This window comes from Bacillus sp. FSL K6-0994 (assembly GCF_038630815.1).
GTDB lineage: Bacteria > Bacillota > Bacilli > Bacillales > Bacillaceae > Bacillus > Bacillus safensis.
In genome coordinates this window covers 2,293,815-2,306,990 of record NZ_CP152043.1, presented here as the reverse complement: position 1 = coordinate 2,306,990, position 13,176 = coordinate 2,293,815, and the positions used below count along the sequence as shown (strand labels likewise).

General features: G+C 38.7%; 17 protein-coding genes. 10 read left to right on the top strand and 7 right to left on the bottom strand.

Annotated elements, in window-relative coordinates:
• The first annotated feature begins 3 nt into the window (after positions 1-3).
• Both araA and MHB69_RS11905 read left to right on the top strand, forming a co-directional pair.
• Positions 4-1,425 carry an L-arabinose isomerase gene (gene araA, locus MHB69_RS11910; RefSeq protein WP_211043211.1) on the top strand — a complete coding sequence of 474 codons (1,422 nt, stop codon included), beginning with the start codon at positions 4-6 and terminating at the stop codon, positions 1,423-1,425.
• Between the two features lie 81 nt (positions 1,426-1,506).
• Positions 1,507-2,847: a sugar porter family MFS transporter gene (locus MHB69_RS11905; RefSeq protein WP_034280034.1), complete on the top strand. Its 1,341-nt coding sequence runs from the start codon at positions 1,507-1,509 to the stop codon at positions 2,845-2,847.
• Positions 2,848-2,887: 40 nt separating this feature from the next.
• Here MHB69_RS11905 and MHB69_RS11900 read toward each other — a convergent pair whose 3' ends face one another.
• On the bottom strand, positions 2,888-3,100 hold the full coding sequence (locus MHB69_RS11900; RefSeq protein ID WP_024427922.1) for a hypothetical protein: 213 nt from the start codon (positions 3,098-3,100) through the stop codon (positions 2,888-2,890).
• Positions 3,101-3,350: 250 nt separating this feature from the next.
• Between MHB69_RS11900 and MHB69_RS11895 the strand changes: the two genes are divergently transcribed.
• A complete protein-coding gene (locus MHB69_RS11895; RefSeq protein ID WP_024423071.1) occupies positions 3,351-3,644 on the top strand; it encodes a spore coat protein in 294 nt (97 codons plus the stop codon).
• Positions 3,645-3,682: 38 nt separating this feature from the next.
• On the opposite strand, the gene MHB69_RS11890 is transcribed toward MHB69_RS11895, so the two are convergent.
• From MHB69_RS11890 to MHB69_RS11870, 5 genes are all read right to left on the bottom strand, one after another.
• Positions 3,683-4,351, bottom strand: coding sequence for an ABC transporter ATP-binding protein (locus MHB69_RS11890; protein ID WP_101676854.1), 669 nt, complete (start codon positions 4,349-4,351; stop codon positions 3,683-3,685).
• The gene (locus MHB69_RS11885) at positions 4,344-4,889 is read right to left on the bottom strand and encodes a hypothetical protein (protein WP_041086311.1); all 546 of its coding nucleotides are present in this window, start codon (positions 4,887-4,889) and stop codon (positions 4,344-4,346) included. Before MHB69_RS11885 ends, MHB69_RS11890 begins: the two co-directional genes overlap by 8 nt.
• 21 nt (positions 4,890-4,910) lie before the next feature.
• Positions 4,911-5,450, bottom strand: a complete 540-nt coding sequence (locus tag MHB69_RS11880; protein ID WP_241770699.1) for a stage II sporulation protein M — start codon at positions 5,448-5,450, stop codon at positions 4,911-4,913.
• Positions 5,413-6,318, bottom strand: coding sequence for a hypothetical protein (locus MHB69_RS11875; protein WP_231122779.1), 906 nt, complete (start codon positions 6,316-6,318; stop codon positions 5,413-5,415). Before MHB69_RS11875 ends, MHB69_RS11880 begins: the two co-directional genes overlap by 38 nt.
• Before the next feature lie 933 nt (positions 6,319-7,251).
• Entirely contained in the window at positions 7,252-7,578 is a 327-nt protein-coding gene (locus tag MHB69_RS11870; RefSeq protein ID WP_342495582.1) for an uberolysin/carnocyclin family circular bacteriocin, read from the bottom strand.
• Positions 7,579-7,839: 261 nt separating this feature from the next.
• On the opposite strand from MHB69_RS11870, the gene MHB69_RS11865 reads away from it, so the two are divergent.
• From MHB69_RS11865 to MHB69_RS11835, 7 genes are all read left to right on the top strand, one after another.
• Positions 7,840-8,406: a GNAT family N-acetyltransferase gene (locus MHB69_RS11865; RefSeq protein WP_313960052.1), complete on the top strand. Its 567-nt coding sequence runs from the start codon at positions 7,840-7,842 to the stop codon at positions 8,404-8,406.
• A gap of 16 nt (positions 8,407-8,422) precedes the next feature.
• On the top strand, positions 8,423-8,977 hold the full coding sequence (locus MHB69_RS11860) for a delta-aminolevulinic acid dehydratase (protein WP_211043215.1): 555 nt from the start codon (positions 8,423-8,425) through the stop codon (positions 8,975-8,977).
• A 159-nt stretch (positions 8,978-9,136) separates the two neighbouring features.
• Positions 9,137-10,540: a polysaccharide deacetylase family protein gene (locus MHB69_RS11855; RefSeq protein WP_342495581.1), complete on the top strand. Its 1,404-nt coding sequence runs from the start codon at positions 9,137-9,139 to the stop codon at positions 10,538-10,540.
• Between the two features lie 108 nt (positions 10,541-10,648).
• Entirely contained in the window at positions 10,649-10,840 is a 192-nt protein-coding gene (locus MHB69_RS11850; protein ID WP_034280052.1) for a hypothetical protein, read from the top strand.
• Between the two features lie 283 nt (positions 10,841-11,123).
• On the top strand, positions 11,124-11,549 hold the full coding sequence (locus tag MHB69_RS11845) for an NUDIX hydrolase (protein ID WP_342495580.1): 426 nt from the start codon (positions 11,124-11,126) through the stop codon (positions 11,547-11,549).
• Positions 11,550-11,584: 35 nt separating this feature from the next.
• Complete coding sequence (locus MHB69_RS11840) at positions 11,585-12,001, top strand: hypothetical protein (RefSeq protein ID WP_254001377.1); 417 nt, start codon at positions 11,585-11,587, stop codon at positions 11,999-12,001.
• Between the two features lie 9 nt (positions 12,002-12,010).
• Positions 12,011-12,307, top strand: coding sequence for a DUF3986 family protein (locus MHB69_RS11835; protein WP_342495579.1), 297 nt, complete (start codon positions 12,011-12,013; stop codon positions 12,305-12,307).
• 22 nt (positions 12,308-12,329) lie between these two features.
• Here the strand turns inward: MHB69_RS11835 and MHB69_RS11830 are convergent, their stop codons facing one another.
• Entirely contained in the window at positions 12,330-12,812 is a 483-nt protein-coding gene (locus MHB69_RS11830) for a DinB family protein (protein WP_144496231.1), read from the bottom strand.
• Positions 12,813-13,176 lie beyond the last annotated feature (364 nt).

Genomic DNA, 13,176 nt, shown 5'->3' with positions numbered 1-13,176 from the left:
TTTATGTTAACAAGCCTGAAAAAAGAGTTTTGGTTTATCGTTGGGTCACAGCATTTATATGGTGATGAAGCACTGAAAAAAGTAAAAGCAGATGCACAAAAGATGACGGATGCTTTAAATGAGAGCGGTTTACTTCCTTATCCAGTGATCTTGCAGGACCTGGCTGTCAGTGCCGATCAAATCACAAAGCTTATGAAAGAGGTCAATTATCGCGATGAAGTTGTCGGTGTGATGACGTGGATGCATACATTTTCTCCAGCAAAAATGTGGATACGCGGCACCAGTCTTTTGCAAAAGCCTCTTTTGCATCTTGCTACACAATATTATGAAAAGATTCCGTGGGACACGATCGACATGGACTATATGAATCTCCACCAATCCGCACATGGAGACAGAGAATATGGCTATATTAATGCACGTTTAAATAAACAAAACCAAATTGTGACCGGTCATTGGTCAAAGCCGGAAGTGCAGCAGCAAATTGCGGATTGGATGGATGTTGCGGCTGCCTATCATGAGAGCTTTCACATCAAAGTAGCCCGGTTTGGTGACAACATGCGGCATGTGGCTGTGACAGAAGGCGATAAAATCGAAGCACAGATTCAATTAGGATGGACCGTTGACTACTTTGGAATAGGCGATCTCGTCGAATATGTAAATGCAGTAGATGATGAAGAGGTAGATGCATTATTTGCTGAGTATTTAACGCAATATGATGTGAATTATGGAACGTATTCAGTTGAAGAGTGGGAAAAAAGTGTCAAGGTGCAGGCGCGATATGAGATCGCCATCAAACGTTTCTTAGATGAAGGCGGCTATAATGCCTTTACAACAAACTTTGAAGATTTACATGGGATGAAGCAGCTGCCTGGACTTGCGGTACAGCGACTGATGGCAAAGGGCTACGGCTTTGCTGGGGAAGGTGATTGGAAAACGGCCGCACTGGACCGCTTATTAAAAGTGATGAGCCATCATCAATCCACTGGGTTTATGGAGGACTACACATATGAAATGACGTCTGGAGAGGAAGCAGTGCTGCAATCTCATATGCTGGAAGTAGATCCAGCGCTCGCCCATACAAAACCTGTCATTGTCGTGTCTCCACTTGGAATTGGAAACCGGGAAGATCCAGCACGTCTTGTGTTTGATGGAAAAGCAGGCGAGGGTGTCGTTGTCTCTATAGCGGATTTTGGAACACATTTCAAATGGCTCATACAAGAAGTCGAAGCCTTTGAGCCAGAGGAAGCAGCACCTCATTTACCAGTTGCGCGTGTATTGTGGAAAATCAAACCGAATTTTCAGGATGGCGTCAAAGCATGGATTAAAGAAGGCGGGGGCCATCATACAGTCGTGTCTCTCAATTTAAAGGTTGATCAAATTGTTCACTTTGCAAAGCTAGTCAATGCAGAATATGTGGTTTTATAGAAGGGGGAAAGGTCTTCTACTGGTTACAGTAGAAGCACCGGGTGAAATGAAAGCGGTTAATTAAGTGAGGGGGTCATACACTTGGAGAAAAAAGTGTCAAGCAAATTTATCTTCTTTTTCGGGTCCTTTGCAGGCATCTTATTTGGATATGATATTGGGATTATTGCAGGGGCGGAAGGACATATTCAGGAAGAATTTCAGCTCAGCCCATTATGGCTTGGAATCGTTGTCTCTTCATTAATGGGCGGGGCCATCATTGGCTCCATCTTAAGCGGTCTCTTAGGGGATAAATTTGGCCGCAGAAAACTCATTTTGGTCTCATCCGTGATCTTTTTTGTCGGGGCGATCGGATCAGCTGTCGCACCAGAAGAGATTTCACTCACCATCGCTCGAATCTTTTTAGGGACAGCAGTAGGAACAGCTTCATCTTTGGTTCCTGCTTACATGTCTGAAATCGCTCCTGCTAAAATTCGCGGGAAATTATCTGGGCTCAATCAGCTCATGATTGTAACGGGTCTATTGCTCAGCTATATTGTTGCGTTTGTGTTTGAGCCCATCCCGGACAGCTGGCGCTGGATGCTGGGAAGTGCCGCTTTATTTGCGATCGTGCTTTATATTGGCATGCTGAAGCTTCCTGAATCTCCGAGATATTTGATTAAACACGGAATGGCTCATAAAGCACGGGAAGTATTAGGATCACTGCGTTCTTCCCGTGAAGAAATCGAATCAGAAATGCAGGAAATTTTAGAAGTCGCCAAAGAAGAACGCTCGGGAATTCGTGAATTGTTTCAAAAGAAATTCCGAATGGCTCTTTTCATTGGGGTTGGAATGGCAACCCTTCAGCAAATTCAAGGCGCGAACTCCATTGTCTATTATGCAACGAGTATCGCTCGGAATGTAGGTCTTGCGCCGCAGGTCGCCGCAGGTTTTACAGTCATTGTCGGTGTCATTTTCGTCGTCACGACCGTGATCTTTTTACAATTTGTTGACCGCTTCGACCGCCGAACGATTCTCACCGTAGGGGGATCGGGCATGGCCCTTTCTTTCTTTGCTCCAGCCGCATTAGGGGCACTTGGCGTTAGTGAAGGAATTTTAAACTGGGTGACATTGATTTCACTTTGCTGCTTTATTTTGTGCTATGCCTTCTCGTGGGCACCGATCACTTGGATCATCATCGGCGAAATCTTCCCGCTTTCTGTCAGAGGCATCGGAGCAGGTATCTCTTCTGCCTTTAACTGGACCGGATCATTAGCAGTTGGACTTGTTTTCCCTATTCTGGCTGATCAATTCAGCTTTGGGGTCATTTTCTCCTCATTCGGAGTCATCTGCTTAATCGGGCTGTTATTCACCCGATTTGTGCTAGTCGAGACAAAGGGAAGAAGTTTAGAGCAAATCGAAACCGATATGGCTGCACGTGTATAAATTTAAGAAAACCATCTATCCCATGTGGGTAGATGGTTTTTTACTCAAGCGTCTGTTTGAGCTCATTTGGCAGTAAATCAATCAATTGATCATAGGAAGACAAATCCAGCACTTCAAGCAGTGCGTAATATTTCGCGTAAATTTCACTCAGCTGATCAGGATGGTTTGTTTGATATTGATTCAGATGTAATTGAGTTAGTTCAAGTGCAATGTCTAGCTTGTTTCGTTCGAATGGCTGTGTCGTGTTGATCATATCGTTCACCTCTTATTTGATAATGAGTGGAAAAAATGCATTGAATAAAAAGAGCTGATGTTTTGTTTTCATGGATGACCTGTCTTCGTAAGATATCATTTGTATAATATGTTAAAATTGTCCTTTTGTAAAGAAAGAGAAAAATAGATAGAAAGTGGATTTTTTTAAAAATAGACATGCATCTAATCACGAAAGGTGCTTCTGACATACGATAGAGTGTAAGTGAAAGACAACTTGAAGGGGTGTTAAGATGAGCCGAAATCGATTAGATGATTTCTTCTTTGGACCTCGCAGAGGAAACCAAGGAGGAGACGAAACGGTTGTTTTCCCCACACGTCAAATTGTCAACACAAGAACGAATGAACAAACGATCAGAAAAATTCATCCAACGCATATCACAAACGTCAATAAAAACATCAAAAGAATCGAAAACTACTATCCGGTCACTGAATCGACTCATAACGAGTATATTGTAGAAGAATACGATTGCGGCAGTGATATTAAAAACCCTTGCTGCCGTCCGGTGAAGCGCTGTAAGTGGTAATGAAGGGGGCATCCTTTTATGGGATGCCTTTTGTATGTCTAATGCTCCATTTCATTTAATTGTCCCTGATCCAGCTGGAAGAAACGATTTCCTAACTCTGAATAAAGGTAGCGCTGATGGCTTGTAAATAAAACACATCGATGAGAGAACTCTTTTTTTAATAAAGAAATCGATTGTATTTGAGAGGCTTCATCAAGAGAGGTAAAAGGCTCGTCAAGAATGATCAGCTCTGGAGATCTTGCCACCATACAATTAAAGAAAAGTTTATATCTCATGCCCAATGAATACTGTTTGACAGGCATTTTTAGGGCATGAGTTAAATCAAATGTATCACAAAGCGATAGAAAGGTCTCTTTGTATAAAACCTTTTCCGACTTTTTCATTTTCCATAAAGACTGGATAAGCTCCATATGCTCGAAACCAGTGAGCGCATCATAGACTAAAGGTTTATCTGGGATGTATGCTACCAGACTTTTATATTGAGCGGTTCCAGGGTGATGCTGCTCGTTAAGTAAAATCGTTTCTGATGCTGAAGGAAGCAGACCTGCGATGATCTTTAAAAGTGTCGATTTACCGCTGCCGTTCTTTCCAATAATACAAGCTCGATCACTTTCTTTCAGATCAAATGACACATGATCGAGAAGGGGAGAATTCTCTTCTGTTGTTTCATAGCGAAAAGATAGCTGAGACACTTGAAGTTTAGCCATTGATGAATCCTCCAATAACAAACGCAGTCGTCACAAGCATATACAAGATCACAGTTGCTAAGGCAGCTTTTTTTGATCCTTCAGCATAGTAAATAATTCCATCATAAAGGATCCGTAAAAGATATAAGTTGAATAAGAAGGAAACTATTTGAATCAAGAGAAAATAGTGATCTAATTGTAACACCATCACACAATAGATCGCTGCACTATTCACTAATAAAAGAAATGCATTATAAACCAAAATAACAAGATACATTTTGCGTAAAATAAAAGCTTTATGAAAAAAATACATATAAATAGAAGTTAGGACAGTACTGAGAAAATTTAAAATGAAATAAAGCGGGATTGTCAGCAAAAAGATAAAAACAATGCTGGCAAGTTGTTTCCCAGTGGATAAAGGTTCATCTACTAACAAATCAATAATAAAAAATGTTAAAAAGACAGTCGACACAAATAATGATAGTAAGACAAGGCCTATAATGGTTTTAATCGATTGATTCTGATTGAAAAATTGCTTAGGACGTAGAAGTAGCTCCATGGAACCAGATTCTCCTTTCTTCTATGGTAGATGTACATGGCTAACGTATTGCTCTAAAAGAGATGCCATGAATAAAAGAATGGCTGCTGCAAAAATCAATTGAAGCACAGTTAGGGTCAGTTTTTTTAATTCAATTGTTTCTCCTTTTATAAATCGATAGAGATAAATAAAAGGATAAGAGCTGACGATTGAAAACAGAATTAATCCAAGGACTTCTACGAAAGCATGAGGCAGGAGTCCTGTGAATAGCTGCTTCGCTTCGTGATTGACAATCAAATACTGAACGAGTTTGCCGATAATGTAGCCGTTGTAAAAAAGAATGCCTGCAGACATGATGCCGCCTGTAAAAGCTCCAATTCCTAATATCGCCATTCCAACTTGTAAATTGTTTAAGAAAATAGATAGAAAAAACATCTCTTCATCCTTTTTAAGATAAGGAATCTGATCATAAGGAAGAAGGCTTCCGATTAGCACAGCTGCAATAAAGATAGCAGCGTAGAGGTAACCGAGGCGTAGAATCAGTCTATTCTCCGATATAAAACATCTTATTTTTTTCAACATATTCAATCCCTTTATAGATGGTCTTGCGGCATAACACCCAGCAAATCACTGAAACGATCACAAAATATAAAGCAAACAGAACGCTTATGAGACTTGTAGAATGCTGCAAAATAGGTAGAAAAGAGGTCAAGATCATATAGTACATGAAAGGCAACACGAGAAAATTCCTTGCAAAGGCCTGTCCTTTATCGATAACTTCTATTTCTTCATTGGTTGTCCCTATTTCATGCTCGTGAATAAAATTGAATTTTGTTGTGAATGGAAACAAATACAGCTGAATCAATGGAAAAATGTAAAAGCCAATCCCCAATGCCACCAATTGAATGAGCATCTGAACATCAAAAAGGTGATATACACTCATGATTGATAGATTAATGAAAAGTAGAAAGAGTGATGGTATAGAAAATAAACAATAAAATAACTGGATTTTTGATAAGAAAAACTGCATAAGAGATGTTTGAGAAAGCTCATAGAGCCAAATATTCTTTTTTTCAGCACTCAAAGAAAATATAGAAGGGGTCAGCATTCTCATTTCATATGTTTGATTAGCTAAAATCATCACATTTAATGTGAATAATATCTGAATTTGCAAAGCTTGATGATCAATAAGCGAGATCAAACCTGTCATAACCCCGACATAGAAGAAGGCTTCATATGACATGAACATATAATTAAAAAACTCTTTAGACAGCAACCACCTTTTTTCTTTTAACACCTTAAGGTCTTTTTGAATCAACATATTCTTTTGAAACAGCGAGCCCTGAATTTTATCAAGTGCTTGAAAGTACCAATAATATAAATCTCTAAAATGTTTTGAGCTTTGATCATGCTCTTTCCCAGTCGGAATCCAGCGAACAGGAGTCTTCATGACGAGTGTTGCAGCTAATATCACCACGAAAAATGTGACAGGTGAAGTAAAAAGCGCTAGAAATTGTAGAAATACCGAATCCTGTGAAAATAAAGCATGATGGATTTGCTGAAGATTATTCTGATATAAAGACACCAAGTTGTTTGAAAGTGTAATCCAAAACGCATCTTCTGCAAGCGAAGAAATTGATTGAAAAAGTTGTCGGAAGGTGTGATAAAAAGGGAAAATAACGTTCGATATTAGAACCCTTCCGAATAAGAAGAAAAGTAAAGAGATGCTTGCGAAAAAAAGAACACGAATGATCCCAATTTTTTTTACGACAATGTTATAGATGTAAGCACCAAATATCTTATTGCTGACGATAAAAAGTAAGAAGCCTGTCAATAAAACATTGAGATGCTTCAACCAAAATATCCAGTCATGTGTTTGAGCAATGAAATATTGAAAGAGAAAATAAATCAAATAAGTACTCAAGCTCGTAAATAGAAGCCATACCAACTCTGAAAATAAAAGCGTTTGAAAAAGGCGTCTCGCGGAAACAGGTGCAAGCTGTATTAACTCTTCAAAAGGAAGAATATGCGTTCTTCTATAAGATTCAATTCCTTTGACAATAGAGAAAAGGAACAAAAATATCACAAAAGCACTTTCCCATTCTATTTGATAGACCGAAGAGTAAAGATATGAATAAATAACGAATACAATCAGGCATCCGAATAAAGTATCAAGAATGCAAGAAAATAATATGTATTGTTTAGAAGAAAACGATTTGAAAAATGAAATCCTGCGTATTATAAACTGAGCTAGATTTGAATATTGTTGTTTCATTCTAATTGATAGAAGTAGTGATAATAATGGATATAACATCTTCTCACCTGCATAAAAATTTAAATAGAAGGAGAACAAAGTCTCCTTCTATTGGGTCATAAAATTGAATTACCAAGCAATAACAGCTTTACGGCCTTTTTTCTTAATTTCGTTTTTAAGGTACTGACGAATTGTCTCTTTACCAGCCGCTGCAATGAGAGAAAGACCACCTGATCCTACAGCAGTTAAAATGGAGACAATTGTTGTAACAGCCCCGCCCGCTTCAACCACGTTCAGAACAACAGCTGCAACACTGCCTGGAATACCAAATTCTTTTGCTAGATCAGCAACGGGCAGCATTTGTAGCGAGAAGGAAAAAAGAGCTAGCATAAGGAATCCTACTGCTAAAGCACCAAAAAGAACATGTAGTTTGATATCATTTCTTGTTTCTGTCATATCAAATTCCTCCCTTTTTTGTATTTTTATTACTATTTTATCTTAAGATATCTTTTAGTTTATCGCAATCCTTTTTTTTCATTTTTTTCATGAATTAGTTATAGATTAATATAAAAAAGGTGAAAAGATAAGTGAGAAAAGAATCGTTTTTGCTAGAATAAAACACGTAAACATGATCTGAAATACCTTGTTTTCACAGGTGGGAAAGCGAGTCTAATTTGCATATAGGTAAAGAGATATGTGCAGAGGGACCAATATCCTTTGATCAAAATCTTCTTTCAAGATAAAATTGGAAGTATCCATCATTCTTTTGGAGGCGGTTTTCTGAATATTCGATTGTTAACACCAGATGATGCTGAAGAATATGCAGCACTCAGACTAGAAGCACTGCGATTAAATCCAGAGGGTTTTGCGATGAGCTATGAGGAAGAGCAAATCAATACAAAGGACAAATATAAAGCGCGTTTTGCTTCGGCCCAATCTATGTGGACTTTTGGCGCTTTTCATCAAGGGCAGCTTGTGGGGGCAGTCACGCTCATCCAAGAAACCTTGCAGAAGTTAAAGCATCGAGCGAATCTGACAGCGATGTATGTAACACCTAGTGCCCGCGGAGAAGGAGCAGGCCAGGCCTTGATGACAAAAGCTCTTTCCTTTGCGCGAGAACGGCAGGATATCGAGCAAATGTATTTATCAGTGGTGACAACTAATCACTCAGCCAAGCGCCTCTATCGCTCCGTTGGATTTGAGTCGTACGCTGTCGAAGAAAAAGCGCTAAAATGGGCTGATACATATGCAGATGAGGAAAAAATGGTTTTATTTTTATCATAGTCTGGAGGAGATAGAAGTGGATCAACAGGCCATGCGTATCATATTAGCAGCAGGACCCAATAGTGAGCTGGAATCTTTTGCCCTGCGTGCAGCACTTGAAAACTTCGGCGTGAAAGTCGATATGCATTGGATCGGAAGACCGAATGATCTGATTCATGTGTTATCCGGCAGAAATAGAGGTGAAATAGATTACCTTCTTTTATCGTTTCACGGTGAAGAAGGAGCATTTATCCTGCCTGAATTAGGGGAAGATGTTTACGAAGATGAGGAGCCTAGAGATACTGCCTTTGGAGTGGATGAAATCAAGCGGTATGCCTCCTTAAAAGGAATTCATGTCATCTCTACAGGCTGCACACTAGGAGAGAAAAATTTAGCAGATGCTTTCTTAGAGTCAGGAGCTACATCTTATACGGCACCGGACGATTACATCGATGGGAATGCAGCATTTATTTTTGTGCTGACCATGCTGTACGAGCTCATGAACAATACAAAGACGGTCAGAGCGGCATTTGATCGAGCGCGTTCCATTGATGAAGAAACGAAATTATTTCAACTATATATGCAAAAGTAATCAAAGGACTGAGAAATCAAGTCCTTTTTTTATTCCTCTCTAAAAATGTGTCGAAAATGTGACAGTTATGTGATTTGCAAACTAAAAAGGGTGCATGCAAAGTCTATCCTACAAACACACGTCATTCAGGCATGACGGCATCACGAGAGGAGAATCATTGTGTCAATGAAATGGAAAGTCAGTCTCGTCCTATGCGGACTTGCGATGATCATCGGAATCGCTGCGTTTTATCATAATCAGCAGGCAAGCGGGACAGAGAAGAAGAAGGTAGAACCAGATGCGAGCTATAAAGAAGTTGAAATTGTGACCCTCGTGAATGACGGGAGATACTTGAGATATGCTGTGAACTATCCTGTGTTTCATCAAAAAAAGCTAGATCAAGAGATGAAAAGATTTGCAGAAACAGCGCTGGACAAATTCAAAACATCGTTTAGTGAAGCAAGTGATGTCGATGAAGATCATCGATACGAATTAAACATAGATTACGAGATTACTCATTATGCCAAACAAACTGCTGCGATCAAATTCAATACATATGAATGGAAAGGCGGAGTAAAAGGCGCACATGAAACGAAGATATTCAATTTTGATTTCAAGAAACAGCAGTTTTTATCAATTGATGATCTATTTTTATCAAAGAAAAAAAGTCTGCAAAAACTGTCTCAAATGACATTTGAGGAGTTGAAAAAAGATCGCTCTCTTGCTGAAAACGAGCATTTGCTCAAACAAGGAACGTCTCCTAAAGCAGAGCATTATCAGTATTTTGCCATCAAAGATCGTTTTATTGAATTCTACTTCCCAGCAGGGCAAATTGCACCAGACAAACAAGGCCCTCAAGTGCTGGCGATTAAGAAAACACTGCTTAAAGGCATGTTAAAGCCAGAATACATCAATAAAGAAAAGAACAAAAACGAGAAAAAAGAACCGATCGCAAAAAGAAAGATCGTAAAACTGCCAAAACAGGGAGTATTCAACCCAAATCAAAAAGCCATTGCCCTTACATTTGATGATGGACCAAATCCATCAACGACCTCAAAAATCTTAACAGCTTTAAAAGAAAACAAAGGACATGCGACATTTTTTGTATTAGGAAGCAGGGTTCAATATTATCCTGATATGCTGGGTGAAATCAGAAAAGGTGGAAATGAAATCGGAAATCATTCCTATAGTCATCCTTTACTCACAAGACTGCCATTAAAACAAGCCATCAAGCAAGTAGAAGATACACAGCAAATCATTGAAAAAGCAGGCGGGTTCACACCGACTCACTTTAGACCGCCATATGGTGGAACAAACAGGCAGATCAACGAGGCTGTCAACATGAAAGTCACGCTTTGGGACGTAGATCCTGAAGACTGGAAATATCGCAACAGCCAATACGTCGCCAACTACATTCTCACACATGCGTCTAGCGGAGAAACCGTCTTAATGCACGACATCTATGACACCTCTGCAAACGCAGCTGTCACGATCATCAAAGAATTGACCAAACAAGGATATCAATTACTAACAGTCTCGGAGCTTGAGCAGTGGAAGGAAGCCCGGGCGAAAAAGGTGAATTGAATACGTAAAAAAAGATGCAAGTCTTAATGGATTCGCATCTTTTTTAAAGCCAATTATGAGAATGGAGGGAAAATATGTTAAAGTGATTGTAGAAAGGGAGGGCTTCGAATGGTATTGATGAGGTTGATCAGCATATATATGCTGACAGCGTTTAGTTTGGGATTTGTCGTAAACTATGTACCTGGTTTGATGCTGCCCATCTATATTCTTGCGATGATTGGGCTTATTTTATGTCTCGGTCATATTGCGCTTCATTATATTCGGCGAATTAGATATATGTTATTTGATGAAAAACGATAAGATTTCTCCTATTGTAAACACCTCCTGCTAGTTGCGTGAGGTGTTTTTTTCGGTTTTTGATGTTCTAACAGTTGGATGATTTTCTCGTTTGACGCTTTGAGTTGTCTCAAAAGAGAAACGATATTTCTTGTAAATCTTGTGAGTACAATAAGTAAAATGTTGATCATCCACATGCTCTGGCCCCCAATCGCTGACTACTAATACAGTATAATAAGAATGTATAAAATGAACAGTTCGTGCCATATATTCGGCAATTGAATGGAGAATGTTGAGGGGGATTTATTTGAAACGAGTAGACGTGGTTTCAGCTATTATTTATGATGAGGAAGGAAATTTATTAACAGTCAAGAATGTAAAGGGATATTGGGAACTTCCGGGCGGTGCTGTGGAAAAAGGTGAACACCTGCAGCAGGCTGTCATCCGTGAAGTAAAAGAAGAGACAGGGTATGTTGTCAAAGTAAATGAACTTCATTCGGTTCGAGAAGCGTTCTTTCAAGATAAAAAACATCATGCGCTTATCATTACGTTCTTTGCGGGAATCACCGGAGGAGAGATGAACATTCTAGATCCGGATCAGGATATTGAAGAAGTAAAATGGGTCAGCACTCAAACCTTTCAAAAGCTAAACCTAAAGTTATATCACATGCTAAAGTTAAACCAACAAACACAAGCTTTTTATGATTTTGAGGGAAATAGAACAATTGGTTGAATCCAAATTGATAGAGGCATGAAGGAGCGATATTGATGTTTTTATACTATGGGCCTACAGAAGCTCCGATAGAAAATCCCGGACAAGAATTCATGAAAAGAATCTTCTTTCAGGAGGGTGAAGAGTATTGGAAACAAGGTAACGGGGAATCTTCCATTGAGGTAGAGGATGGTTGGGAAAGTGAAAGTCTAGTTTTCTTTTATACTGAACCGTATGGATTCTTTATCATCAGGTATCCAGATTTTTTAGTCCCTTTTCAAAAGGTAGAAAAGATCGAAACGATCGAGCATTTCATAGCAGGATCACCATTGTATGTGCCATCGTGCAGCTATGTCGACCGCAATCAGGCATATCAAATCATTCAACATTTTTTGATGACAAAAAAGGTACCTGACTCTGTTGAATGGGTCGAGTTGAGGAATATTGAGTTTCAGCATGAAGTGAAAAGTTAGGGGAGTAAGGTGAAAGTGTGTACAAATGAAAGAATACATAGTTTAGATGAGAGTATGCATTTACATGTAGGATATGATGAACAAGGTTGTGATTATGAAGGCGTGTTTTTTAAGAGTTTAGAAACAGGAAAATGGTTATTGTTTTTTGATCAAAAAAGTTACGGGTTGAATCTCTTAAAGAGTTATGAGGAATACAATCATTTAGGCTTATTCATTGGGGAATATCCCATTGAAGATGATCAAATCGAAGAGAAAGGTCAGCAATTATTTGAGTGCTTTTTAAAAGAAAATGGCATTGTGGAATAAATGAATGGATCTTTAACTGACCTTACTTTTCATAAGAATGTACTGATTTTAACTTTCTACCGATAAAATTAGCAGATACAGGTGTTAATTCTTTTTCTCTTGCCCAAACAGAAAGTTGACCGATATGGTGAATTTCGTGGGCAATTATATGATGTAATATTTCATTTTTAGTGTATTCATCTTCATCCCAAGGAACTGTTACTATTCGATCTTGTTTTTCATCTAAATGAAACTTTAAAATTTCAACGATTTCATGTCGTAAAGTAGATGAGAGAGTTTTTACCTTCGTCAGAGACTTGTAATCATCAAAATTCAATACCACGTCTTCTTTACCCTGAATAGCACGGAGCCAACTATATTCAACATCGATAATGTGAAAAAGAGTGTATAAAATACTCCCCACTCCACCTATGCGGTCTTGTAACAACTCTTCTGTTGTTAGTTGATGACACCAGTTAACCCATTCGTCTCTAACCTGCCAGTTGTACTCAAAAAACTTAATCATTATGATCACTCCAAAGTTAAATTGTTTCTTTAAGTACTGCTATTTCTTAAAGATATTCTTGTAGAATTAAACGACACAATGTACATGATCTGGTGTCAGTTTAGAACCAATCATACTATCAACCTTGTTTTCATAACATGACCCTTGGAAACTGTTACGTTTATAGGGTCTCTTGCAGCAAGTTGTTCTTTTGGGTAAGCGGTAGTTTATCAATGTGTTTTAACAAATTACTAAACGCCTTCCTCATACTTCTAATATCCCGAATGTTTGTTCCTGTATTGATTATACTAAGCTTTCTGACAGGTATCAAATATCAACATTTACTTTTAACAGAGCCTTTTTCTCTTCAAAAAAATTGATTAGC

What these genes read in the sequence shown, in the direction of transcription:
- araA (WP_211043211.1), top strand. Translation starts at nt 4, where the DNA reads ATGTTAACAAGCCTGAAAAAAGAGTTTTGGTTTATCGTTGGGTCACAG.
- MHB69_RS11900 (WP_024427922.1), bottom strand. Translation starts at nt 3,100, where the DNA reads ATGATCAACACGACACAGCCATTCGAACGAAACAAGCTAGACATTGCA.
- MHB69_RS11895 (WP_024423071.1), top strand. Translation starts at nt 3,351, where the DNA reads ATGAGCCGAAATCGATTAGATGATTTCTTCTTTGGACCTCGCAGAGGA.
- MHB69_RS11890 (WP_101676854.1), bottom strand. Translation starts at nt 4,351, where the DNA reads ATGGCTAAACTTCAAGTGTCTCAGCTATCTTTTCGCTATGAAACAACA.
- MHB69_RS11885 (WP_041086311.1), bottom strand. Translation starts at nt 4,889, where the DNA reads ATGGAGCTACTTCTACGTCCTAAGCAATTTTTCAATCAGAATCAATCG.
- MHB69_RS11880 (WP_241770699.1), bottom strand. Translation starts at nt 5,450, where the DNA reads ATGTTGAAAAAAATAAGATGTTTTATATCGGAGAATAGACTGATTCTA.
- MHB69_RS11875 (WP_231122779.1), bottom strand. Translation starts at nt 6,318, where the DNA reads ATGAAGACTCCTGTTCGCTGGATTCCGACTGGGAAAGAGCATGATCAA.
- MHB69_RS11870 (WP_342495582.1), bottom strand. Translation starts at nt 7,578, where the DNA reads ATGACAGAAACAAGAAATGATATCAAACTACATGTTCTTTTTGGTGCT.
- MHB69_RS11850 (WP_034280052.1), top strand. Translation starts at nt 10,649, where the DNA reads ATGGTATTGATGAGGTTGATCAGCATATATATGCTGACAGCGTTTAGT.
- MHB69_RS11840 (WP_254001377.1), top strand. Translation starts at nt 11,585, where the DNA reads ATGTTTTTATACTATGGGCCTACAGAAGCTCCGATAGAAAATCCCGGA.
- MHB69_RS11830 (WP_144496231.1), bottom strand. Translation starts at nt 12,812, where the DNA reads ATGATTAAGTTTTTTGAGTACAACTGGCAGGTTAGAGACGAATGGGTT.